The sequence below is a fragment of the Mesorhizobium sp. M0293 genome, from assembly GCF_040321735.1.
Classification (GTDB): Bacteria; Pseudomonadota; Alphaproteobacteria; order Rhizobiales; family Rhizobiaceae; genus Mesorhizobium.
The window spans coordinates 61,305-82,637 of sequence record NZ_JAMYSA010000004.1 but is presented as its reverse complement, the minus strand read 5'-3'; the positions used below and the strand labels follow the sequence as shown (position 1 = coordinate 82,637).

Annotated in this window: 17 protein-coding genes; 8 read left to right on the top strand and 9 right to left on the bottom strand. The window is 60.2% G+C overall.

Annotation, left to right across the window (positions count from 1 at the left end; translation table 11 throughout):
- Nucleotides 1-3: 3 nt before the first annotated feature.
- Nucleotides 4-729: a hypothetical protein gene (locus NKJ06_RS03020; protein ID WP_352553803.1), complete on the bottom strand. Its 726-nt coding sequence runs from the start codon at nt 727-729 to the stop codon at nt 4-6.
- Nucleotides 730-1,191: 462 nt separating this feature from the next.
- Between NKJ06_RS03020 and NKJ06_RS03015 the strand changes: the two genes are divergently transcribed.
- Nucleotides 1,192-1,509: a hypothetical protein gene (locus NKJ06_RS03015; protein WP_352809022.1), complete on the top strand. Its 318-nt coding sequence runs from the start codon at nt 1,192-1,194 to the stop codon at nt 1,507-1,509.
- 349 nt (nt 1,510-1,858) lie between these two features.
- Here the strand turns inward: NKJ06_RS03015 and NKJ06_RS03010 are convergent, their stop codons facing one another.
- Together NKJ06_RS03010 and NKJ06_RS03005 are read right to left on the bottom strand one after the other, a co-directional pair.
- Entirely contained in the window at nt 1,859-3,274 is a 1,416-nt protein-coding gene (locus NKJ06_RS03010) for a mannose-1-phosphate guanylyltransferase/mannose-6-phosphate isomerase (protein WP_352809083.1), read from the bottom strand.
- Nucleotides 3,275-3,513: 239 nt separating this feature from the next.
- Entirely contained in the window at nt 3,514-4,500 is a 987-nt protein-coding gene (locus tag NKJ06_RS03005) for a nodulation protein NodZ (protein ID WP_352809019.1), read from the bottom strand.
- Nucleotides 4,501-5,474: 974 nt separating this feature from the next.
- On the opposite strand from NKJ06_RS03005, the gene gmd reads away from it, so the two are divergent.
- The 3 genes from gmd to NKJ06_RS02990 all read left to right on the top strand — a co-directional run bounded on the left by gmd (nt 5,475) and on the right by NKJ06_RS02990 (nt 9,263).
- On the top strand, nt 5,475-6,545 hold the full coding sequence (gmd, locus tag NKJ06_RS03000) for a GDP-mannose 4,6-dehydratase (RefSeq protein ID WP_352809016.1): 1,071 nt from the start codon (nt 5,475-5,477) through the stop codon (nt 6,543-6,545).
- Nucleotides 6,545-7,489, top strand: coding sequence for a GDP-L-fucose synthase (gene fcl / locus NKJ06_RS02995; RefSeq protein WP_023689384.1), 945 nt, complete (start codon nt 6,545-6,547; stop codon nt 7,487-7,489). Before gmd ends, fcl begins: the two co-directional genes overlap by 1 nt.
- 352 nt (nt 7,490-7,841) lie before the next feature.
- Nucleotides 7,842-9,263 (top strand): phosphomannomutase, encoded by a 1,422-nt coding sequence (locus NKJ06_RS02990; RefSeq protein ID WP_023766633.1) that lies wholly within the window; start codon nt 7,842-7,844, stop codon nt 9,261-9,263.
- A 169-nt stretch (nt 9,264-9,432) separates the two neighbouring features.
- Here NKJ06_RS02990 and NKJ06_RS02985 read toward each other — a convergent pair whose 3' ends face one another.
- The 4 genes from NKJ06_RS02985 to pdxR form a co-directional block, all read right to left on the bottom strand.
- Nucleotides 9,433-11,829: a transketolase gene (locus NKJ06_RS02985; protein WP_352487295.1), complete on the bottom strand. Its 2,397-nt coding sequence runs from the start codon at nt 11,827-11,829 to the stop codon at nt 9,433-9,435.
- A gap of 51 nt (nt 11,830-11,880) precedes the next feature.
- The gene (locus NKJ06_RS02980; RefSeq protein WP_352809013.1) at nt 11,881-12,831 is read right to left on the bottom strand and encodes a PDR/VanB family oxidoreductase; all 951 of its coding nucleotides are present in this window, start codon (nt 12,829-12,831) and stop codon (nt 11,881-11,883) included.
- Between the two features lie 6 nt (nt 12,832-12,837).
- Nucleotides 12,838-13,329 carry an MOSC domain-containing protein gene (locus NKJ06_RS02975; protein ID WP_023758446.1) on the bottom strand — a complete coding sequence of 164 codons (492 nt, stop codon included), beginning with the start codon at nt 13,327-13,329 and terminating at the stop codon, nt 12,838-12,840.
- Between the two features lie 159 nt (nt 13,330-13,488).
- Nucleotides 13,489-14,994 (bottom strand): MocR-like pyridoxine biosynthesis transcription factor PdxR, encoded by a 1,506-nt coding sequence (gene pdxR / locus NKJ06_RS02970; RefSeq protein WP_352553838.1) that lies wholly within the window; start codon nt 14,992-14,994, stop codon nt 13,489-13,491.
- 74 nt (nt 14,995-15,068) lie between these two features.
- Here pdxR and NKJ06_RS02965 point away from each other — a divergent pair, with 74 nt between their 5' ends.
- Nucleotides 15,069-16,301, top strand: a complete 1,233-nt coding sequence (locus NKJ06_RS02965) for a trans-sulfuration enzyme family protein (protein WP_352672613.1) — start codon at nt 15,069-15,071, stop codon at nt 16,299-16,301.
- Nucleotides 16,302-16,353: 52 nt separating this feature from the next.
- A complete protein-coding gene (locus NKJ06_RS02960) occupies nt 16,354-17,256 on the top strand; it encodes a dihydrodipicolinate synthase family protein (protein ID WP_352752658.1) in 903 nt (300 codons plus the stop codon).
- Nucleotides 17,257-17,458: 202 nt separating this feature from the next.
- Here the strand turns inward: NKJ06_RS02960 and NKJ06_RS02955 are convergent, their stop codons facing one another.
- Both NKJ06_RS02955 and NKJ06_RS02950 read right to left on the bottom strand, forming a co-directional pair.
- Complete coding sequence (locus NKJ06_RS02955; RefSeq protein ID WP_352582421.1) at nt 17,459-17,650, bottom strand: hypothetical protein; 192 nt, start codon at nt 17,648-17,650, stop codon at nt 17,459-17,461.
- A 3-nt stretch (nt 17,651-17,653) separates the two neighbouring features.
- Entirely contained in the window at nt 17,654-18,034 is a 381-nt protein-coding gene (locus tag NKJ06_RS02950) for an ATP-dependent DNA ligase (RefSeq protein ID WP_352602282.1), read from the bottom strand.
- 392 nt (nt 18,035-18,426) lie between these two features.
- Here NKJ06_RS02950 and NKJ06_RS02945 point away from each other — a divergent pair, with 392 nt between their 5' ends.
- Complete coding sequence (locus NKJ06_RS02945) at nt 18,427-18,885, top strand: (2Fe-2S)-binding protein (protein WP_023708041.1); 459 nt, start codon at nt 18,427-18,429, stop codon at nt 18,883-18,885.
- Nucleotides 18,886-18,888: 3 nt separating this feature from the next.
- Nucleotides 18,889-21,099 (top strand): xanthine dehydrogenase family protein molybdopterin-binding subunit, encoded by a 2,211-nt coding sequence (locus NKJ06_RS02940; protein WP_352809011.1) that lies wholly within the window; start codon nt 18,889-18,891, stop codon nt 21,097-21,099.
- Nucleotides 21,100-21,333 lie beyond the last annotated feature (234 nt).

The following is a 21,333-nucleotide window of genomic DNA, read 5'->3' as shown; positions in this document are numbered from 1 at the left end:
CAGCTAAGAGCCCGTCTTGCCAAACGATTTGCCGATAAATTTAGCTAAACCGTCTTTCTCTCCCTTCTCAACACGGGCGTGTCGTTGGGCGTTCGGCAGCAGTGTCATTGTTTCCGGAGACATCCTTTGAAAGAGAGAGTCTACCCACTCTATCTTGCTCAACTCCGGAAGCGGTTGGATTGGAAGGCCATAGACGTAGTGCGCGCCGTCGGCAATGAACCCAATCACCCTGCCACCGCCGCGCCGATTAAGCGACACGATCTGCGGCACGCCGCCAGAAAGTGGATCGCTTTTCTTCTCCAACGCGTCACAAAACGATGAAAAAATCGACCGGGCGGTGCCGCCCTGTGGGCTCGCGTTCCAAGCGTTGATTTCGCGATCCAGCGCGTGGTCGCCGCTTCCAAGTTTAACCAACACGGCGCTTTTCAATGGAACGCCAACTTCGATCTTCTGGTCCGTCCAGGTCCGCCGCCCAGCTTGATAACTGGTTTTCCAAAGGTAAAACGACCCTCTTAGCCCCTCACCATCTCGTGCACCGTGCAAGATGATGAAGTCGTAATCTGGAGCATTATGCCGCCGTTCAAATGACCGTTTCAGATACTCAACAATCTTGTCGTGCCGCATTTCAGCGGTTGCCTGTTGGTCCCAAAGCAGGCTTTGCCCGGCTAAATCTCCGAGTTGACCGAGCACTAAGGTTGGGTACAGAACGTCGCCGCAATAGCCGAACACTTCCGCCGACCGGGACGCAAATACCTTGCGGCCGCTGTCCCACCGGTGAGATTCTGAGCCCCATGTGATCCGGCTATCTCCCACAATGTAAATGCTGCTCGGCCCTCTCGAATCGACCGAAACCCAGGATAATAGTGTTGTCACTTGACTAAGCGCCCCGTTTATCTCCAAAGGATATACTGAATTCGGGAGGCAACTCCCAGACGTTCCACCACTTTTGAGTCCAAGCGTTCGCGATCCATCGGGGCAGAGCACCTTGGACAGCTAGCTAGACGGTCGGCGGCGGTGTCAAGCGCCACACCCACTCGGTCGAATACCCAGTCGCCCCGGCGCGCAACATATTAGCAAGATCTAGGCATCTCGCGGCATGGTTTCGATGACGGCCAGGCTTGCCTTTGCTGCATGTAAATGCCGACCGGGAAATCCAAGGACGAACACCAACCGGTCGCGGAGGAACTCGGAATGCCGGAAGCACACGATGAGGTAAAAACGCTCCTGCAGACCAATACCGGAGTCCCCAATGAGTTCGTAGCTCGGGTGGCTACGGCGATGGCTGTGCCGTCTGAGCCGCTCGCCGCGTTTGTTGGCCAGCCCCTCCGTTCCTTTTATCAGCAGGCTATCTGCGGCGGTCTGGTGTTCCAGCTTAGCGATGGAAGTCGTCTCGTTCGAACCGTGGTTCCGATGGCCTTTCAATCAGTGCTTGCCGGGATCATGCTTGCCGCAGAGCTGGTCAAGCATAGTGCGGGTTTTCCGATAGTCCGACAACCAGCACTCGCGTGATTCTACTGCGCCCCCTTGGTTCTCACCTCCATGATCCGAAAGCCAAAGATTCCAGCGGCCGCTGCATCTGCAGCGATGAGGATTTCATTTCCGCCTACAGGCTGAAATACGGCTGTGCCGTTGAACAGCTGAGCAACGGGTCCGCCTAAAAAGATCTGAAGTCTTCGTTACCGCGGACGGCGCGCTGTCAAGCGCTCACCGATGTTTTCGACCACGATCGAGTGCCTGATGAGAGTGCGGGGCGGATACTGTGACACGCTCGGCCCGCTGCTTGTCAATGTGAGGCCCAGAACCCACGACAGAGATCCTTGAGCGACGGCTCGCCGTTTAACGTTTTTTGTACTGTTATCTACGTTCGACCATATTCGTCGTCGAAGCGAACGATATCATCCTCGGCGAGATAATCGCCGCTCTGCACTTCAATGATCACCAGGTCAATTCTGCCTGGGTTCTCGAGCCGATGCTTATGGCCGCAGGGGATGTAAGTAGATTCGTTTGTCCTCAGGAACAACTCCTGCTCGCCATTGACGATCTTGGCGGAGCCGCTGACCACGACCCAGTGCTCCGAGCGATGATAGTGCATCTGCAGGCTCAACTGGCGACCGGGCTTCACCTCGATGCGTTTGATCTTGAAGCGCTCGCCTTCCTCCAGAACCGTATAGGAACCCCAGGGCCGGTGTACCGTGCTATGGACCAGATGAGCTTCATGTCCCGAAGCCTTGAGGCCCTCGAAGAGCTTCTTAACGTCCTGAACGCGGTCGCGGGATGTGACAAGCAAAGCGTCCGGGGAATCCACGATCACCAGATCGCTTACGCCCACCGTGCCGATGACGCGCTTGTCGGAGCTCACATAGGTGCCGGTCGTGTCGACCATGTGCACATCGCCGCGTATCCTGTTCCCGCTTTCGTCGGGGGCGATCAAATCGGCCATTGCGTTCCAGGATCCGATGTCGTTCCAATCCATGTCGCAGGGAATCACGGCAAGTCTGTTAGTCTTCTCCATGACAGCGTGGTCGAGCGAGATTCGCGGCGCGGAACCGAAATGCTCAGGCGCGAGTTCGATTTTGGCAAAGCCTTGGCATTGACTGGCGCGGCCGTTCTCGTAGCTGTCGGCGACGGCCTGGAGCACCTCGGGACAATGCAAAACCATCTCGTCGAGCATGGTTTGCGCACTGAAGCAGAAGATGCCGGCGTTCCAGAAGAAGCGTTGAGACGCGACATAGGCTTTGGCTGTATCCAGATCCGGTTTTTCAACGAAACGGACGACGTTCTCACCATCTGCTTCGATGTAGCCGAATGCTGTGTCCGGTCTGGTTGGGGTGATGCCCAATGTGGCGATCCGCCCGAGCTTCGCATGTTCCATGGCCAGGCCCATGACGTCTAGAAACGCAGGCAGGTTGCCAATCAGGTGATCGGCCGGGAAGACGCACAGGATCGCGTCAGGGCCTTGCGTTGCCCTCGCATGGATCGCGGCTGCAGCCACGGCGGCGGCCGTATCCCGAGGTTCGGGCTCGAGCAGAAAGGTGCGTGGCAGGACCACGGAATCCAGTTCGTCAAATTCGTCCTTGGTCAGGAAGAGGTGTTCCGCGGATGTCACAGCGACGAGTTCCACGACACCTTCTATCGAAGCGACGCGCAGCACAGTGTGCTGAATGAGAGAATATCCATCCGCTACTTTGAGGAAAGGTTTGGGGTGCGATTGCCTTGAGGCGGGCCATAGCCGCGATCCGGCTCCGCCGCTGATGATCACGGGAATGACTTTCATAACCAACCTCAATCTCGTCTCTGGAGTGATCGCCCGCGTTGTTTCGAGCGTCAGCGTCACGATCGCCGTCGCTCTGGCTTGTCTGCGGCCCCGCGTAACAGCGAAGTTCTGGTACGTTGCAGGCGGCGTCAGATGACGACGCTATCGGTAATGTACGACGCCTCCACTGGCGTCGGTGAGAAATGCGCATTCAACTATGCCTGTTGGTTGCCTCTGCCGAATTGCGCAGGTGGCGGGTCTTAACTGAGATCAGAGACTTGGCTGTCTTCTATCAAAGTCAAACGACTTGGCTCCTTCAGATCGAATTCAATTACCCGTGGTGCGAATAGACGTGCATATCGTGTAAAGGCGCTCGTCGGGGGAAACCGAATTACGGTATCGCAGCGCCCGAGAAGATACATCTCAACGAGGGCGGAAATTCCGCCGTCAATCCCGAGTGCTGCAGTGTGTAAGGGGCCACCTTGATTGGATCCGAAGTGCTTCGGGACAGTGAGCAGATCGGGAAACCTGGCCGACAGAAGATCCAGTATCCGCGCGCTGTCCGTGCATAAGAACAGCCGCACAGGCCTGGGGTGCGGTAACGCCTTAGCCTTGTCAATTGCAGCGCACACTTGCCGAACGGCGAGCTCCGGATCGGCCCAGTAGGGCGCATGCTCCATGATGTCTTCACCGTTACCGTGCCGAACATGAATCCCGATGATGCTGTGCCCCTCAAAACATTCCTGATAAATGGCATCTATGCGGGCTTGAATTTCTGGCCGAGGCTGGACACTCTGGAACACCTGCCGCTCTGCATCCTCATCGCACCGCCACATCAGACAAGCGTCACACACTACTGTGTTCGCTTCGACATCGTGTTCGGCCTGAAAGAGCTCGCCCAACTCATCGCGCTCTTGGAAAATCTGCTCATCTGGCCGGTAAAGGCACTCGATCGCCGGCCTGTTCCACCACTCCGGGAAGAATGGACCAGGGAAGGAAACGTCGTTGATCCGGTCGTCGGAAATAGCCGGCACGCCAGCGATGTCATTGATCGGCTGGAAGAACACCGGAAACGCATTTGTGAAGGGTTGGTCGAGGTAGCAGGCCCCCCGCCAGTCGATGACTAGAGTTCGTCCCGACCGCTGCGCGTAGCGCCAAGCGGCCGCCAACGACCACAGACAATCACCGAACCCCGTACGCCTCCGAGAGACGACGAACCGGCGCTTTTCCACTCCACTAACATGCATTTTCGGAAATCTCGTTCAGAGAGGAGGTTGCATCCGGTTTGGAATCCTTAGTCGACAGGTAGACCCTGACGCCGGGCGCTTGGCAGAGGCCGGGCCATAGGGCAGAAGAGCTCACTCAGCACTGCCCACTAATCCCGTGACGCTCGCACAGCTTGAAGCCGATGCCCTCGCTTCCGGTTCAGCCTTCTCTACTGGGCCTCCGCGGCATATGTAAAATCTATTGAATGGATGCCGGCCATCCATGCGTTGGATGCCATGATGAAAGGGCTCGGCTGACGCGGGCCCGGCCAATAGAGCCGAAACAGCCGGGGAACGCTGCGACACTGCCTGCCGGAGCAAATCGTTCCGTCGACGCCATACGCCAAGGGTGCAAGGCTGCATACAGCAACCGTACCGGGCGAGATGAGGTCGACAGCTCGACGCGCCTGGAACCAGCTGATCGACAGAATCTGCAGTCTGCTCCCAAAGTTCTGCACGACCTGTGCCGGATGCTGTGGTGAGGGCTCGCGGCCACGAACTTTGTCCTCGCCCCGAACGGAAGCTCGCGCCTACGACTCCGGGCCGGCGAGGCGCCCCCGCTGCTCGGTCCGACCATCCATTCTGTGGATGCACTTTATCCAAACAATCGATTTCACTGATCCAAACAATTCCCATTAGAAGACGCTGAAGCAAGAAAGAAAGGCGTCCTCACTCGCTGATGGATGAGCAAATCAGCTGCAAGGTGCTGGGAGTACATGTCGCTCACGGCGTGAGCTGAGCGGCACTCAGACCGCATGTACGAAGCCGACGGTTAGCGGCGCAACTCTATTTTGCTGTGACTCCAAGCAAGAGGTGTGCTCGGCTGGCGGACTGTCAATTGACGAGCTTCGCGCCGCATCTGTCGAAGTGCTCCATAGCGCACGGGGCTGGCCGCACATTGTGTCGGCGTGGCGAGCCGGAGCCGAAACTTTAAACTTTAATAGAGCAGGAATAGAATGGGCGATAGCAGGAAAGTTGCTCTTATTACGGGCATAACTGGACAGGATGGTGCCTATCTTGCCCGTCTTCTTCTCAAAAAAGGCTACATCGTTCATGGGATTAAGCGACGTTCCTCTTCCTTCAACACAGGTCGTATCGAAGACCTCTACCAAGACCCGCACGAATCCGATCCGCGCCTGATCTTGCATTACGGTGACCTCACTGATTCGACTAACCTCATCCGCGTGGTTCAGGAATCTCAGCCAGACGAAATTTACAACTTGGCTGCTCAGAGCCATGTGCAGGTGTCGTTCGAAACACCTGAGTACACAGCAAACGCGGACGGTATCGGTACATTGCGACTTCTTGAGGCGATTCGCCTCCTCGGTCTGACGGACAAGACCCGCTTCTATCAAGCCTCGACTTCGGAGCTATACGGCCTCGTGCAGTCCGTACCGCAGAACGAAACGACGCCCTTTTATCCGCGCAGCCCTTACGCCGCCGCCAAGCTCTACGCCTACTGGATGGTCGTCAATTATCGCGAGGGCTATGGTATGCACGCTTCCAACGGCATTCTTTTTAATCACGAAAGCCCCCTTCGTGGCGAAACTTTTGTGACGCGCAAGATCAGCCGCGCTGCCGCTGCTATCTACCTGGGCAAGCAGGACAAGCTTTATCTCGGCAATCTCGATGCTCAACGCGATTGGGGCCATGCGCGTGAGTACGTGCGAGGTATGTGGATGATGATGCAGCAGGATCAACCGGATGATTACGTGCTGGCTACGGGCAAAACGACTCCTGTCCGCCAATTCGTCGAGTGGGCTTTCGAAGATATCGGCGTCGAGATCGAATGGCGTGGCAAGGGTGTCGGCGAAAAGGGCTATGATGTAGCGAGCGGCAGATGCCTAGTCCAAGTGGACCCACGCTACTTCCGCCCCACGGAAGTCGATCTTCTCCTGGGTGACGCTACCAAGGCGAAGGAGAAGCTCGGCTGGGTGCATGAGACATCCGTGCGCGAGCTTGCTGCGGAAATGGTACGCGAAGACCTGAAGGTCATGCAGACATCTGTAGTCATGAAGGAAGCGTAATGTATGATCTGAACGGAAAAACCGTGTGGGTCGCTGGCCACAAAGGTATGGTGGGCAGCGCTGTTGTACGCCGACTCGCGTCTGAAGACTGCAAAGTTGTGGCCGCCCCTCGGGGAGAGCTAGACCTCAAGCGACAGACCGAGGTTGAAAACTTCGTGGCAGTGATGAAACCGGACGCTATCATTATGGCGGCGGCAAAGGTAGGTGGTATTCTCGCGAACGCCACCTATCCGGTCGACTTTCTTTACGACAATCTGATGATCGAGGCCAATATCTTCGCGGCAGCCCACGAAAACAATGTCGACCGCGTCCTCTTCCTCGGCTCGTCTTGCATCTATCCGAAGATGGCACCACAGCCCATTCCTGAAAGCGCGCTTTTGACCGGGCCACTAGAGCGCACCAACGAATGCTACGCCGTCGCCAAGATCACCGGCATCAAAATGGCTCAAGCCTATCGCCAGCAATATGGCCGCGACTACATCTCCGCTATGCCGACGAATCTCTACGGGCCAGGCGACAATTATGACTTGCAGTCAAGCCACGTCATCCCAGCGCTGATCCGGAAAGCGCATGAAGCTAAGCTCATAAGTGATAAGCAAATCACCATCTGGGGCACGGGCACACCACGTCGGGAATTCATGCACGTCGACGACTGCGCCGACGCATTAGTCTTCCTTCTGAAGAACTACTCTGACCATGATCACGTCAATCTCGGCTGCGGACAGGACATCACGATCCTAGAGCTGACTAGAATGATCTGCCGTGTAGTCGGATTTACCGGGGAGATCGCGCATGATCACTCTAGACCTGACGGTACACCGCGAAAGCTGATGAGCGTCGACAAGCTGCGCACTTTGGGATGGGCAGCAAAGATCACTCTCATGGAAGGCATCGAGAGTGTCTATCATGCATTTCTGAACGGGAGCTACACCGAACGGCGATAGATAAGAGGATTTGCTGCGTCTCAGGCCTGTACGCGCTTTCGGGACCCAGAGCTAATGTAGACTGAGACAATCACTCGATGGCGATAGCGCTCATGTGAGCCAGCCGCGAGGAGCCCTGCCGGACCCGGACCCCATCCGCTCCAACCTCGTCGCCGTGAAGGTCACGGTGCGCTGCCCACGCCGACGCCGACTGCGTCAATCCTCACAAGGGTAACCGTCGATAACCGAACGCGTCTACGGTAACCGAATGTACTTCTTGTTCTCGTCCGAGGGATCTGTCGATGGGCATTCCGGACGAGCCAAAGTTTGAGCATGTTACCTTCAAAACCCGGTTAGCAACGTCGGATTTGGTATGAAATTCGGAACAAGTGGATTACGGGGCCTGGCGACAGAATTGGCAGGAGCCGCCTCTGCCCTATATGCAACGGCATTCGCGACATTCCTGCTGGAATCCGGCCTGGCCAGAATTGGCGACGAGATACTCATAGGGCGCGACTTTCGCGCCTCGAGTCCGGCCATCGCCGCCGTCTGTGCGGCGGCACTGTCCGCGCTCGGCTTCATCGTAGTCGATTGCGGCGCAGTCCCCACCCCTGCCCTGGCACTGTATGCTCAGGCGCGTAAGAGTGGTTGTTTGATGATCACAGGCTCGCACATTCCGGCCGACCGTAATGGAATAAAATTCTATCGACCCGACGGTGAGATCGACAAGGGTGATGAGCGGGAGATAACGCGCATCGCCTTGCAGTTGGAGAAGCGCGGATACGTCCTTGAAGGTGCTGTTGCACGTCGGCAGCACCGGGAGGCCGAATGCAAGGCCTTTTTCATGGCGCGCAATCGAAAGCTTATGGAGATTAATGCTCTAAAGGGCTTAACGGTGGGCGTATATCAGCACAGCACAGTCGCGCGCGATCTCTTGGTTGACATTCTCTCATATCACTGTGCGACGGTCGTAACCCTGGGACGTTCGGAAGGTTTCATTCCTGTCGACACTGAAGCGGTCTCTGACGAGACTGCTCAACAGTTCAAGCTCTGGGCCAAAGAGCATCGGCTTGATGCGGTCGTCTCGGCAGATGGCGATGGTGACCGCCCACTGGTAGCTGACGACCACGGAGACCCCCTTCGCGGTGATTTGTTAGGCCTGATTACGGCGAACTTCCTGCAAGCGAAGGCAGTCGTCACGCCGGTCACATCAAACTCTGGTATCGAGACCGCAGGTTCTTTTAAAGTCGTGCGTACCAAGGTTGGATCGCCATTTGTTATCGCTGCCATGCTCGATTTGGTTGCGTCGGGTCACGAGCGCGTGGTTGGTTTCGAAGCAAACGGTGGTTTGTTGACCGGCACGGACTTTGACCCGAACGGAACTAAACTGCCAGCGCTACCTACACGCGACAGTTTTCTCCCCATCCTTGCGGCACTTTCCCTTGTTAGTACAAGTGGGCAGCCACTGTCGGAGATTGGCAGTTCCTTTCAATTGCCGGCAGCGGCGGCGGATCGCTTGGAAAATTTTTCCGTCGAAAGCAGCACTCGCCTCATGACATACCTTCGTACAGCGGAAACTAACATCGCCGCCTTCGTCGGGTCGATTGGGGTGGTAAGCAAGGTTAGCGATGTTGACGGACTTCGTATCACTCTCGCGGATAAGCGTGTCTTGCATTTGCGTCCATCCGGAAATGCCCCGGAAATGCGGTGCTACGTCGAAGCCGAAAATCGGGAGGACGCGGAGCTTTTGCTCCGGACTGGATTGGATCGAATTCGTAATTGGACGCAAGGCTAAATAAAAGCCGCCTCCCTGCGTATTCCAGGTGACCCTGGGGGTCGCACAAGCTACTCAAGCGCGATCAGAACGTCCACAGTGTCCCTGGCCCTGTCCGCTTTGAAGCGAACCGGAACGCCCGTGGAAACAGCCGATCCGTACCAGCCACGGAGCATCCGGTAGCTCATGGTCAAGGCAGCGCCTTCCGGTAGCGAACAGCCGGTCCCGCACTGACCGCCTGCGCCGCATGTACGATGGCGTTGGTGTCCAGGCCGTGGTGACGGTATAGGTCCGCAATAGTCCCCGTCTGGCCGAACTGCTCGACCCCGAGCGCCTTCACGCGATGCCCGTTAACCCCACCGAGCCACGCGAGCGTCGCCGGGTGGCCGTCGATCACGGTGACGATGCCGCAGTCACGCGATAGCGGCGCGAGCAGCCGCTCGATATGACTCAGGGCGCCAATCGCGCCACGCTGCCGGGCACGTTCCGCCGCCTGCCAGCCCGCATTAAGCCGGTCCGCGGAGGTGATCGCGAGCAGCCCGACATCGCGCCGGTCCTCCGCCAGAAGACCCGTCGCGGCAATCGCCTCCGGCGCGACGACGCCTTGATAAGCAATGACGACACTCGCGTTGGGCCCAGGCGGACGCAGCCAATAGGCGCCATTGACGATGTCCCGCGCGAGCGCCGGGTTCATGTCGCGCAGCGGCTGCTCGAGCGGCCGGGTTGACAGGCGAAGATAGACCGATCCTCCGGTCTGATCACGCAGCCACGTCGTCTCATCCGGATCCCCCTCGCCATTACGTTGCATGTAATCGAAGGCAAAGCGCATGATCACGGACAGTTCGTCGACGAAGGCCGGTTCGAAGGCGCAAAGCCCATCCTGCGCCATGCCGATCAATGGGGTGCCGATCGACTGGTGTGCTCCGCCCTCGGGCGCTAGCGTCACGCCCGAGGGCGTTGCGACCAGCATGAAGCGCGCATCCTGATAGCAGGCGTAGTTTAGCTGGTCGGCCGATCGGTAGATGAAGGGATCATAGACTGTCCCGATCGGCAGCAGGCGCACGCCATTGATCGAGTGCGAGAGACCGAGCGCCCCGAGCATGATCATCAGGTTCGACTCGGCGATCCCGAGCTCGAGGTGCTGCCCCTTCGGCCCAAATTCCCAGGTAAAGGTCGACGGAATGCGTTCGGCCTTGAAGGTGTCCGCCATGGTCTCCCGGGCGAAAAGGCCGCGCCGGTTGACCCAGCCACCGAGATTGGTCGAGACCGTCACATCGGGCGAGGTGGTGACAATGCGGTCGGCAAGCAGACTGCGCTCGCGTGCGATGTCGTTCAGGATCTGGCCGAACCCCATCTGGGTCGAGAGCGGCTTGCCGGGCTGCCCCGGTGACGGAAGGGTTTCAGGCACCGGCACCGACGGCGCAGACAGCCTCCTACGCCCCTCACTGAAGAACGGCGCCTTTGCGAAGAAGGCGTCAAGTTCCGCTTCCGGCAAGGTGGCGGCCGCCCATTTGTCCCACTCCTCACCCCGCTTTACGCCCATTTGCAGGCGGTAGTCTTCCATCTGCGTGGGCGTCATCTGCCCCGCGTGGTTGTCCTTGTGTCCGGCAAGCGGCAGACCGTAGCCCTTGATGGTGTAACAGATGAAGCAGACGGGACGGTCATGCCTGGACGCCGCCTCGAAGGCTTCGAGGAGGCTCGGCATGTCATGCCCGCCAAGGTTCGTCATCAACGCCTGCAACTCGTCGTCGGAGCGGCGTTCGATCAGAGTGGTGACCGGCCCTTGGTCTCCGATCTCGTCGAGCAGCCGCTTGCGCCAGGCAGCACCCCCTTGGAAGGTCAGCGCCGAATAGAGCTGGTTCGGACAGCGCTCTATCCACTCGAGCAGCTTCTCGCCCCCCGGCTCGGCAAAGGCAGCCTCTTGCAGAGCGCCGTGGCGCAGGACCATCACGTCCCAGCCGAAGTTGCGAAAAATCTGCTCGAAACGCTGCCAGAGGCCCTCCCGGATCACGGCGTCGAGCGACTGGCGATTGTAGTCGACCACCCACCAGCAGTTCCTGAGCCCGTGCTTCCAGCCTTCGATCAGGGCCTCGTAGATGTTGCCCTCATCCATCTCGGCGTCGCCGATCAGGCTGACCATTCGGCCCTCGGCACGCTCCTTCATCCAGCCGTGACCCGAGACGTAGTCCTGCACCAGCGACGAGAACAGCGTCTGAGCAACGCCGAGACCCACCGACCCGGTCGAGAAGTCGACATCGTCGACATCCTTCGTCCGCGAAGGGTAGCTCTGCGCGCCCTTGTAGCCGCGGAAGTTCATGAGCTTTTCGTGGGTCTGGTTGCCCGCCAGATACTGAAGTGCATGGAAGATCGGCGCCGCATGGGGTTTGACCGCCACCCGATCCTGCGGGCGCAGGACCGAACCGTAGAGCGCGGTCATGATGGTACTCAGCGACGCGGACGAGGCCTGATGCCCCCCGACCTTGATCTCATCGCCCTCGCGGACGTGGTTGGCGTGGTGGATCGTCCAGGCTGCGAGCCAGGAGACGCAGCGCTCGATCTCGTTCAGATATTCCAGTTTCCTCGTCATTCAGTTTCCCGCAAATCAGCTGCCGGTCTCACAGGACCCCCGCCCAAATGGTCAAAGATCGAGTTTCAACACACCTGTCGCGCGCGACACGCAGGGGATGAAGCGGTGGCCGCGTGCCTCCTTGGACAGGACGGCATCCCGATGGATCGGCTGTCCCGCCAGCATTGCGCATTCGCAGGTCCCGCACACCCCGTTCTCACACGAGGCCATCAACGGCACACCGGCCGCACGCAAGGCGGCCAGTGCCGTGGTCTCAGCCGAAACCTCAACCACCCTGCCCTCAGCCAGTTCTATGACGAATGGTTCCGGTGGCGCGCCATCAAACTCGGGAGGCTGGAAAGTTTCGAAATGAACAGTGCCCTCGGGCCAGTGTTGAGCCGCGCGCCCCACAACCGCCATGAAGCCAGGCGGTCCGCAGTAGTATGTCTGCGCGTCGTCCGAACGGTTCGCCAGCAGCGCGGCGATGTCCTGGCGGGTCGCCGGCTCGTCGTCGAAATGGAACCGAACATTGCCGCCAGGAAGATCGTCCTCGATCACGTCCAAGAGTGGCGTGAGCGCCCGGCCGCGGGTGAAATAGTGCAACTCGACGGGCTTGGCCTGCCGGGTGAGCGCGCGCGCCATGGCCAGAATCGGGGTGATCCCGATTCCCCCTGCCAGCAGCAAAGTCGGCCCCTCGCCTGGCTTGAGCGCAAAATGGTTGCGTGGCGCGGAGACAGGCAGTGTGGAGCCGACGGCAATGGTTTCGTGGATCCACGCCGAGCCGCCACGGCCGTCATTCTCGCGCTTCACCGCGATGGTGTAGCGGCCAAGCTCGGTCGGGTCGCCGCAAAGTGAATACTGACGCACCTTCCCTTCAGGCAGATGGACGTCGACGTGAGAACCCGCTTCGAACGCCGGCAGCACAGGTTTGCGTGGGTGTTTCAGGTCGATGACCAGCACGTCGCCCGGCTCCTTGCGGGCGGCGGTCACGGTCAGCTTCATGATGATGCGCGGCGAGGCCATGGCGTTTCACTCGTCGATGGGCAAGATCAGATCACCGGGGCGGATCACGCCCCCGACCTCGATTGTGCAGTTCAGGCCGGAGCGGTTCAGAAGCCCCTCGTAGAGACCCGGAAGCCCGAGCAACTCCTCGATATACTTGCACGGCACATTCATCCGGGCGGCCCTGAGAATCGTTTCCCCGACCCGGAAGCGTTTGCCGACAAGATGGCTAAGCGGAACGCCTCGTGTCGTCAGATTGCGCCGGTGATCTTCGGGTGCGAGCTTGGCCTTGAAGCCCGGAATTCTGGGTTCGCCCTGCGCGATGGCGTCCAAGACTTCAGCTTCGATCAGCGTCACTTCGCGAACGTCAGGACGCGCGGAATAGGTCCCCGTCCCCAGGTAGTAGCGGTCTCCGACAATGCCTTGGCCGGCAATAAGCTGCGCCTGCGCCAGCTCCTCCATTTCATAGGAGGCGGCAGGCGCGATATGGACGTGAAGCAGCTTTCCTCGCCAGGTCATCATCGCTCTCGGAAATTCGTCTCGTGGAAACCTGCTGCATAACTGGCCTGATCAACAGCGCCAGTTGCATGGCATTTTCCCGGTCCAGTTGGCTGTTTGGAAAGAAATACGGGGGGCCCTCGGACCGTTTTCAGCGCCAGCTTTCGGCGTCGCCCCGTCTCAGTTGTTCCGCGCCGGCATCGCGTCTTGCACCTGCTTGACAACCTCTCGCAGGACCTCAACGCCCTTCCCGATCTGCCGAATGCTCAAGGCGGCATAGCCCATGACAAGTCCGACGCGATCGGTGCGGCCTTCGTCCGATGGCCGTTCGTAGAGCGGCGAGATCAAGTGTAGCCCCAGGCCAGCGTCGCGGGCGGATTCGACCAAGGCCGTTTCCCGCGATCGTGGCAGGTCATTGAACCAAACGGCGACGTGCAGTCCCGCATCAGCTCCCTGGACAGTGATGCGATCCCCGAAGCTGTGCTGCAAGGCACCCAACAACGTTTCCCGACGCTCGCCGTTCAGCCTGCGCACACGGCGCACATGGCTTTCGTAGCCGCCGCTCTCGATCAACGATGCCAGCGCTTCCTGTTCAGCGACCGGCGAATGCCGGTCTGCGAATTGTTTGGCGGTTGCGAAGACCTCCTGCAATTCGGGCGGGAGGACGAGGTAGCCGATGCGCAGCATCGGCGAGAGCGTCTTGGAGATCGTGCCGAGATAAATGACAGCCCCGTGGTCCTCGAGACTGTGCAGCGGAGGGACCGGATTGATGTCGTAGCGATATTCGCTGTCGTAGTCGTCCTCGATCACATAGGCGTTGTTGTGCCGCGCCCATTCCAGAAGCTGATGGCGGCGCGCGATCGGCATGACGCCGCCCAGGGGAAACTGATGCGATGGCGTCACATAAGCCAGTCGTGCTCCGATCCCCGCCAGCAACTCGGTCCTCATCCCGTCTTCGTCGACGATGACCGGGATGGGTGAGGCACCCGTACTGGCAAAGACCTGACGCGCCATCCTGTAGCACGGATCCTCGATGACGAAGCGGTCGGCGGGATCGAGAAGCAGGCGCGCGCACAGATCAAGGCCCTGCTGCGAACCGCTGACGATGATGATCTGGTCGAGGTCGCAGCTCAGGGTCCGGGCGCGCCAGAGATAGCCCTGAAGCGCCTGGCGGAGCCGGCGCGAGCCGCGAGGATCGTCATAGGCAAGACGCAGCGGGCGCTGCCCCATCGCCTCGTTCATCGCGCGTTTCCAGACCAATGAAGGGAAATCCGACGGCGCGAGGTCGCCATAGCGGAACTCGACCTTCAGCCCAGTCGGCAGATAATCTGGCCAGGGTGACGTCGCGCGCAGCCGCTCGCCATATGCGGACAGGTGGATCGGGCCGACCCGTTGCGCGTGAGTGCGCCCCGTCCCATGGCCCATCAACGAAGACGCAACGCGAGGTCGTGCGCCTTGACGGACTTCGATGAAACCCTCCGCAGCCAGTTGCTCATAGGCGACCGTCACCGTGGTTCGCGAAACGCCGAGGTCATTTGCCAGGGCCCGGGAGGATGGCAACTGACTGCCGGTTTCGTAGACGCCGCCGAGGATTTGCTCGCGAAGGGCTTCGTATATCTGGCGTGCACCCATCGCGTGCGAGCGCGCTGCAGACCCGGCACTTGAAGACTGGACCATCTCTTTCATCGCCAACTGGATATTTCACATTGGCCAGGTTGCCGTCAATCTTTCGGAACCCCAAGAGAGATCGCAGAGGCCGAATGACCAGCTCCCATCCATCCGAAACCGATGCTCCCACGGGGTCGCTCAACCGCACCAGCCCCGGATTTGCCACCCGGGCGATCCATCATGGCTACGATCCGGCCGGCTTTTCCAATGCCGTCCAGCCGCCAGTGTTCCTGACGTCAACCTATGGGTTCGAAAGCGTGGCAGCAAACGATGCCGCCGCCGCCCTTGGTGGACGGCTCTATGCGCGCGAATACAATCCCACGACCGAGATCCTCGAGCAGCGGCTCGCGAATCTGGAAGGAGCCGAGGCGGGGCTGGTTGTTGCCTCGGGGATGGCGGCCTTCGGCACTCTGATCCTGTCGCTCCTGTCCCAGGGCGATGAACTCATCGTCCACAAGACGCTTTATGCGAACACGCTTGCCATGGTCGAACAGGCGGTCCCCCGCTTCGGCATCAAGGTCGTCGCGGTCGATCTGTCAAATCCCCACAATCTCGATGCTGCGATCACCGAGCGGACGCGGCTGGTTTTCTTCGAGACGCCGGTGAATCCGCTGAGCCGCATCCTCGACATAGCGGCAATTGCCGAGCGCGCTCACGCGCGCGGTGTAAGGGTTGCAGTCGACAGCACCTTCGCCTCGCCCGCGCTCCAGCGACCGCTTGAGCACGGGGCGGACATCGTGCTCCATTCGCTGACCAAGTACATCAATGGTCATGGCGATGCCCTTGGCGGGGCGCTTCTCGGCGACGCCCAAACGCTCCGTACGCTGCATGAAACGGGCCTGCGCTACATCACCGGCGCAGCGCTCTCGCCCATGTCAGCTTTCCTAATCCTGCGCGGTCTCAAGACGCTGACGCTGCGTATGGAACGGCACAGCGCCACGGCCCTTGCGGTGGCTCGGGCGCTGGAAGCGCACCCGGCGGTGGCATTTGTGAGTTATCCGTTCCTCGACTCGCACCCTGATCAGGTGACGGCGCGAAAACAGATGTCCAACGGATCGGGCATGTTGGCCTTTGGCCTCCACGCTGGATACGAAGGAGCGCGCCGGATGATGGACCGGCTCAACCTGATCATTCGCGCCGTCAGCCTCGGCGATGCCGACAGCCTCATCTATCATCCAGCAAGCCTCACCCGTGCTCGGCAGCCGATCCGCAAGGATGCCCATTTGGCCGATGGAGTCGGCGAGGATCTCATGCGTCTCTCGGTGGGGCTTGAAGACGCTGATGACCTGATCGCCGATCTGCGGCGGGCTTTGGACGTCTTGTAATGACCTGGCGTGCGGCCACCTCTGCGCTCACACATAGATCTGGAGCCTTGCCATGGCATTCCTGAGCGGTCTTTCCGCGTTCCCCATCACCCCGACCAATCGTGACGGCCGCGTCGATAGCGTTGCCCTGCGCAGGCTGATTGCTCGGCTTGGCATTGCTCAGGTCGATTCCATCGGTCTTCTCGGCAGCACCGGCACATACATCTATCTGTCGCGCGAGCAACGGCGGCGGGCGCTCTCCGAGACCTTGGACCAAACGGCGGGGCAAATGCCGGTCGTGGTGGGTGTGGGCGCGCTGCGCACCGATGAAGCCGTGGGGCTCGCGCAAGACGCCAAGGCCCTTGGAGCAGCTGCGGGTTTGCTTGCCGCCGCCTCCTACACCCCGCTTACTGATGACGAGGTGTTCGAACATTTCTCCACTGTGGCGCGCGAAAGTGGCCTGCCGATCGTCGTCTACGACAATCCAGGAACGACGCATTTCCATTTCAGTCCACCCCTTGTCAGCCGCCTGGCAAAGGTGGCTGGGATTGTCGCCATCAAGAATCCGACAGACAAAAGCGATGCGATCAAGAACCATCTGACCGCCCAGAGGCGCACACTGCCGGAAGGGTTCTCGATTGGCTACAGCGGCGACTGGAACGCCGCCGAGGCCATGATCGCCGGCGCCGACACATGGTACAGCGTCCTCGCGGGCATCCTGCCCGAGGTCTGCATGACGATCGTCACAGCGGCGCAACAGGGCGATGCGGCCGAAGCGCGACGGATCAATGCCGCGCTGGTCCCGATCTGGAGCGTCTTCAAGGAGTTCTCGAGCCTTCGCGTCGTCTATGCACTCGCTGAATTGCTCGACATTTGCAGTGCCGAACCCCCGCGTCCCATCCTGCCTCTGCCCCCAGCAGCGAAGCGCCAGATCGCCGCCGCGTTGAAAGGTTTGCCATCGGATGCCAGCCGGTGAACAGCAAACCCCGTTCGGCAAGTGAAAGGAAGTGCATGTATTTACCCGCTCATTTCGAGAACTGATCGAAAACAACGCACTCGGCGTGCTGATAGCCATGGCTGGAGCGGTCTCGACGCCAATCACACCCCTTCGAACTCGACAATCGACTGCGGAGGTACAGACTGCGCAGGGCACTCCGCCCATGCCGCACCGTTCGCCTTCAAACTAGGAATCGGTGTTTACCCATTTGAATGGCATCGAGCCGGCGCTTTACTTCCGGCCCGGTGCGCGCATTGAAGCCGGTGCCAATGCCGCCGGCGAACACCAGATTTCCGTCCTCGACATTCGCCAGAGCACGCTTCCCGACCGCCGTAACTGTTGCCGGGTTCGCAGCCGATGACGATGAACTCATCACTCAGCACGCATTTTGTCTCACCCATTCTTGGCGCCGGCCGGATCGATATGGACTGACACGCAGCTTGGAGACGATGCCGTCGAGGCCGAACTGGCAGACTTGCGCGAGAATGTCGCTGCCGCCGCTGATCTCGTCGCTCAGAACGATGCCGTTTGGGCGGCGTCTCAGCAGGTTAACTAGCGCTTTGCGCCGATCGACGAGTGGCCGATCGCGAAGACCCTCGCCGTCGATCTTGAGCAGGTCGAAGCCGGCAAGCATGGTCCTGACGTCTCCCGCCGCGGCCAAGAGCCCGCTGAAGACTGGGAATGCGCGACAAGCCTTCTGGTCAACGACGAACGCCTCACCGTCTATTATCGCGTCCGAGGCGCCGAGCTCGGCCACCGCCCGGGACGATAGTCGGAAACCTGAGGGTCCAGTCGTGGAGGTTGCGGGTCGAGGTAGGCCCCCATCGATAGTCGTCCCATTTCATTTCGTGTAGCCAATCAGGGCCCTGCCGGACGCGGCCGACCAGCGGTCGATGTTCGCGACGACCCGAATGTCCAGTCTCGTGTAACCCAGCCTAAAGCGGCCTGTCCGCCCAAAAAATGACATTCAGTTGCCTCCAGCCTTTCGACACGACCCACTTCACGATCTCGTAACTCGCCAACCTAGCGGCTTGTTGCTTGAGCTGCGCGTTCCTAGGGTGTGGTCGCTAGGCCTCAGCAACAAGAGCTCGGTTGCCAGGCGGGCGGAGGCTCAACGAGATAGCCAGCTCAGGACAAGGAGAGCAAGCAATGGTCGCTTTTACCCTCAATGGCGAGGCGCGAACACTCGACGTCGATCCAGAGATGCCGCTGCTCTGGGCGGTCCGTGACGTCATCGGACTCACGGGAACGAAATTCGGTTGCGGGCTTGCCCAGTGCGGCGCTTGCACGGTTCACGTTAACGGCATGCCGACGCGCTCGTGCCAGACCGCAGTCGGCGACATCGAAGGAGCCTCGATCACCACCATTGAGGGTGTGTCGGGCAAGATAGGCGAAACGGTCCAGGCCGTGTGGGCCGAGTTCGACGTACCTCAATGCGGCTATTGCCAGTCTGGCCAGATCATGTCGGCCGTGGCCCTCCTTACAGAGACGCCTAAGCCGTCGGACGATGATATTGATTCGGCGATGAGCGGCAATCTCTGCCGCTGCGCCACCTATCATCGCATCCGCGCGGCCATCCACGAGACCGCCAACCGGCTGGAGACTTGAGGCATGTCGCAGTTTCTCTCGAAGCATACTGCCGTGCGGCCCACGCGCCGCTGGTTCCTCGTCGGCGCGGGCGTCACCACCGGCGGCCTCGCAGTGGGCTACCGGCCAGTGCTGGCCGCGCCCGACATCGCACAAACGACCCCTGCAAAGGTTCAGGCGAACCCCTTCCAGACCTATGTCGAGATCACAAAGGAGAACCGAATCATCATCCACTCCTCGCAGTTCGAGATGGGACAAGGCTCCTATTTCGGCATCGCCACCCTGGTTATGGAAGAGCTCGACGGCGACTGGGCGCAGGTGGACGTGGTCGGCGGATATGGCAATACCGCGTTCTACGGCAATCTCGCCTGGGGCGGGGCCGCACAGGCAACTGGTGGCTCCACGTCGATGGGCTCGTCGTGGGAACGCTACCGCAAGGCGGGTGCTGCCGCACGGGCCTTGCTGGTGGCGGCCGCGGCGCAGCGGTGGGATGTGCCAGCCGGCGAGATCAAAGTCGCTTCCGGGGTCGTGTCGCACGCCTCAGGGATGCAGGCGCGCTACGGTGACCTGGCTGAAGCCGCAGCGGGAATGCCGGTTCCCGACGACGTGCCGCTAAAGCCGCGCGACAAGTGGGCCCAGATCGGATCGGACAGCCTCAAGCGCTACGATTCCGCCGGCAAGACCAACGGCGCGCAGACCTACACGATCGACCTCATGATGGAGGGACTCCAGACGGCCGTTATGATCCATCCGCCGAAGTTCGGCGCCGAGATCGAGAGCTTCGACGCAACCAAGGCCAAGGCACTCGACGGCATTGTCGATGTCGTCCAGACGCCGCGAGGCATTGCCGTGGTTGGCAGGGACACCTGGACGGCGCTGAAGGGCCGCGACCTCGTGGAGGTGACCTGGAACGAGGAGAAGGCCGAAGAGCGCGGCACGGCCGAGATCATGGCCGAATACAACAAGGCAGCAGACGATCTGGGCGCGGCCACCGCGCGCGACGACGGTAACACTCCCGCAGCGTTCGCCAGTGCTGAGAAAATCATCGAGGGGCACTACGAATTCCCCTATCTTGTCCATGCTTCGATCGAGCCACTCAACGCGGCCGCCCGAATCAACGAAGACGGCACCATCGACGTCTGGGGCGGACACCAGATGCCCGACCTTTATCAGGCGGCTGCCGCTCAGGTAGGCGGCACCACGCCGGACAAGGTGAGGCTGCACGTGATGAAGACCGGCGGCAGTTTCGGCCGCCGCGCGGTCTTGGATGCAGATGTCATTATCGAAGCTGTTTCCACAGCGCGTGCACTGGGACGCGGCAAGCCAGTGAAGGTGCAGTGGACCCGCGAGAATGACATGCGGGGTGGGCGGTACCGGCCGGCCTATGTGCACGCAGTCAAGGCGGGGCTCGACAAGAAAGGCAATGTCGTCGCTCTCCATGACCACATCGTGGGCCAATCGGTCTTGGGCGGTTCGACCTCTGCGGCGATGATCAAGAACGGCATCGATCCAACCTCCGTAGAGGGCGCCACCAACCTGCCCTATGCGATCCCGAACCTGAAGGTCGAGCTGACCACCACGGACGTGAACATCCCAGTGCTGTGGTGGCGTTCGGTAGGCTCCACCCACACCGCTTACGCGGTGGAAACCCTGATCGATGAGCTCGCCGCCGCTGCGAACCGTGATCCGGTCGACTTCCGCTTGTCAATGCTCGGTCACCATCCACGGCATGCCGCCGTGCTTAAAGTGGCTGCTGAGAAGGCAGGCTGGGACAAGCCTCTGCCGGAAGGCCGTTTCCGCGGCGTGGCCCTGCATGAAAGCCTCTCGACCTATGTCGCCGATGTGGTGGAGATCACCCTCAACGATGAAAATGGTTTCAAGGTCGACCGCGTCGTCTGCGCGGTAGATTGCGGCACCGCGATAAATCCTGACCAGATTCGCGCTCAGATGGAGGGCGGTATCGGCTTCGGGCTAGGCGCGATCCTCCAGGAGGAGCTGACCCTGAATGGCGGTGTCGTAGACCAAGAGAACTACGATACCTATACACCGCTCAGGATCGAGCAGATGCCGCGAGTCGAGGTGCACATTGTGCCGTCCGAGGAGCCGCCCACGGGAGTTGGTGAGCCAGGTGTGCCGCCGATCGGCCCGGCCGTCGCCAACGCGCTACGGGCGGCGACGGGCAACACTATCCGCAAGCTGCCGATTATAAAGAACATGTCAGGAATGACACCATGAAACAGCCGCGATGAAGATCGCGCCCTTTTCGAACGCCTCCTGACAGGCGCTCATTTCCATGGGTCAAATTCCGGCGGCTGCCCGCTCCAATATCCGGTTTGGAGACGGCACCCCGTGTTCTGAACGACCACAGACGGGCCTTGGCGCCGGTTCCACTGAAGAACCGCTTTCGAGACGCAAATGCGTCCACTCCATGAAGAGCACAACCGTATAGCACCAGGAAGGCTAGCTACC

Excerpts from the sequence above, each read along its gene's own strand:
- NKJ06_RS02940 (WP_352809011.1), top strand. The coding sequence starts at position 18,889 with ATGTCGCAGTTTCTCTCGAAGCATACTGCCGTGCGGCCCACGCGCCGC.
- NKJ06_RS02985 (WP_352487295.1), bottom strand. The coding sequence starts at position 11,829 with ATGACGAGGAAACTGGAATATCTGAACGAGATCGAGCGCTGCGTCTCC.
- NKJ06_RS02965 (WP_352672613.1), top strand. The coding sequence starts at position 15,069 with ATGACCAGCTCCCATCCATCCGAAACCGATGCTCCCACGGGGTCGCTC.
- pdxR (WP_352553838.1), bottom strand. The coding sequence starts at position 14,994 with ATGAAAGAGATGGTCCAGTCTTCAAGTGCCGGGTCTGCAGCGCGCTCG.
- NKJ06_RS03015 (WP_352809022.1), top strand. The coding sequence starts at position 1,192 with ATGCCGGAAGCACACGATGAGGTAAAAACGCTCCTGCAGACCAATACC.
- NKJ06_RS02980 (WP_352809013.1), bottom strand. The coding sequence starts at position 12,831 with ATGGCCTCGCCGCGCATCATCATGAAGCTGACCGTGACCGCCGCCCGC.
- NKJ06_RS02945 (WP_023708041.1), top strand. The coding sequence starts at position 18,427 with ATGGTCGCTTTTACCCTCAATGGCGAGGCGCGAACACTCGACGTCGAT.
- NKJ06_RS02990 (WP_023766633.1), top strand. The coding sequence starts at position 7,842 with ATGAAATTCGGAACAAGTGGATTACGGGGCCTGGCGACAGAATTGGCA.
- NKJ06_RS03005 (WP_352809019.1), bottom strand. The coding sequence starts at position 4,500 with ATGCATGTTAGTGGAGTGGAAAAGCGCCGGTTCGTCGTCTCTCGGAGG.
- NKJ06_RS02975 (WP_023758446.1), bottom strand. The coding sequence starts at position 13,329 with ATGACCTGGCGAGGAAAGCTGCTTCACGTCCATATCGCGCCTGCCGCC.
- fcl (WP_023689384.1), top strand. The coding sequence starts at position 6,545 with ATGTATGATCTGAACGGAAAAACCGTGTGGGTCGCTGGCCACAAAGGT.
- NKJ06_RS03010 (WP_352809083.1), bottom strand. The coding sequence starts at position 3,274 with ATGAAAGTCATTCCCGTGATCATCAGCGGCGGAGCCGGATCGCGGCTA.
- gmd (WP_352809016.1), top strand. The coding sequence starts at position 5,475 with ATGGGCGATAGCAGGAAAGTTGCTCTTATTACGGGCATAACTGGACAG.
- NKJ06_RS02960 (WP_352752658.1), top strand. The coding sequence starts at position 16,354 with ATGGCATTCCTGAGCGGTCTTTCCGCGTTCCCCATCACCCCGACCAAT.
- NKJ06_RS02955 (WP_352582421.1), bottom strand. The coding sequence starts at position 17,650 with ATGAGTTCATCGTCATCGGCTGCGAACCCGGCAACAGTTACGGCGGTC.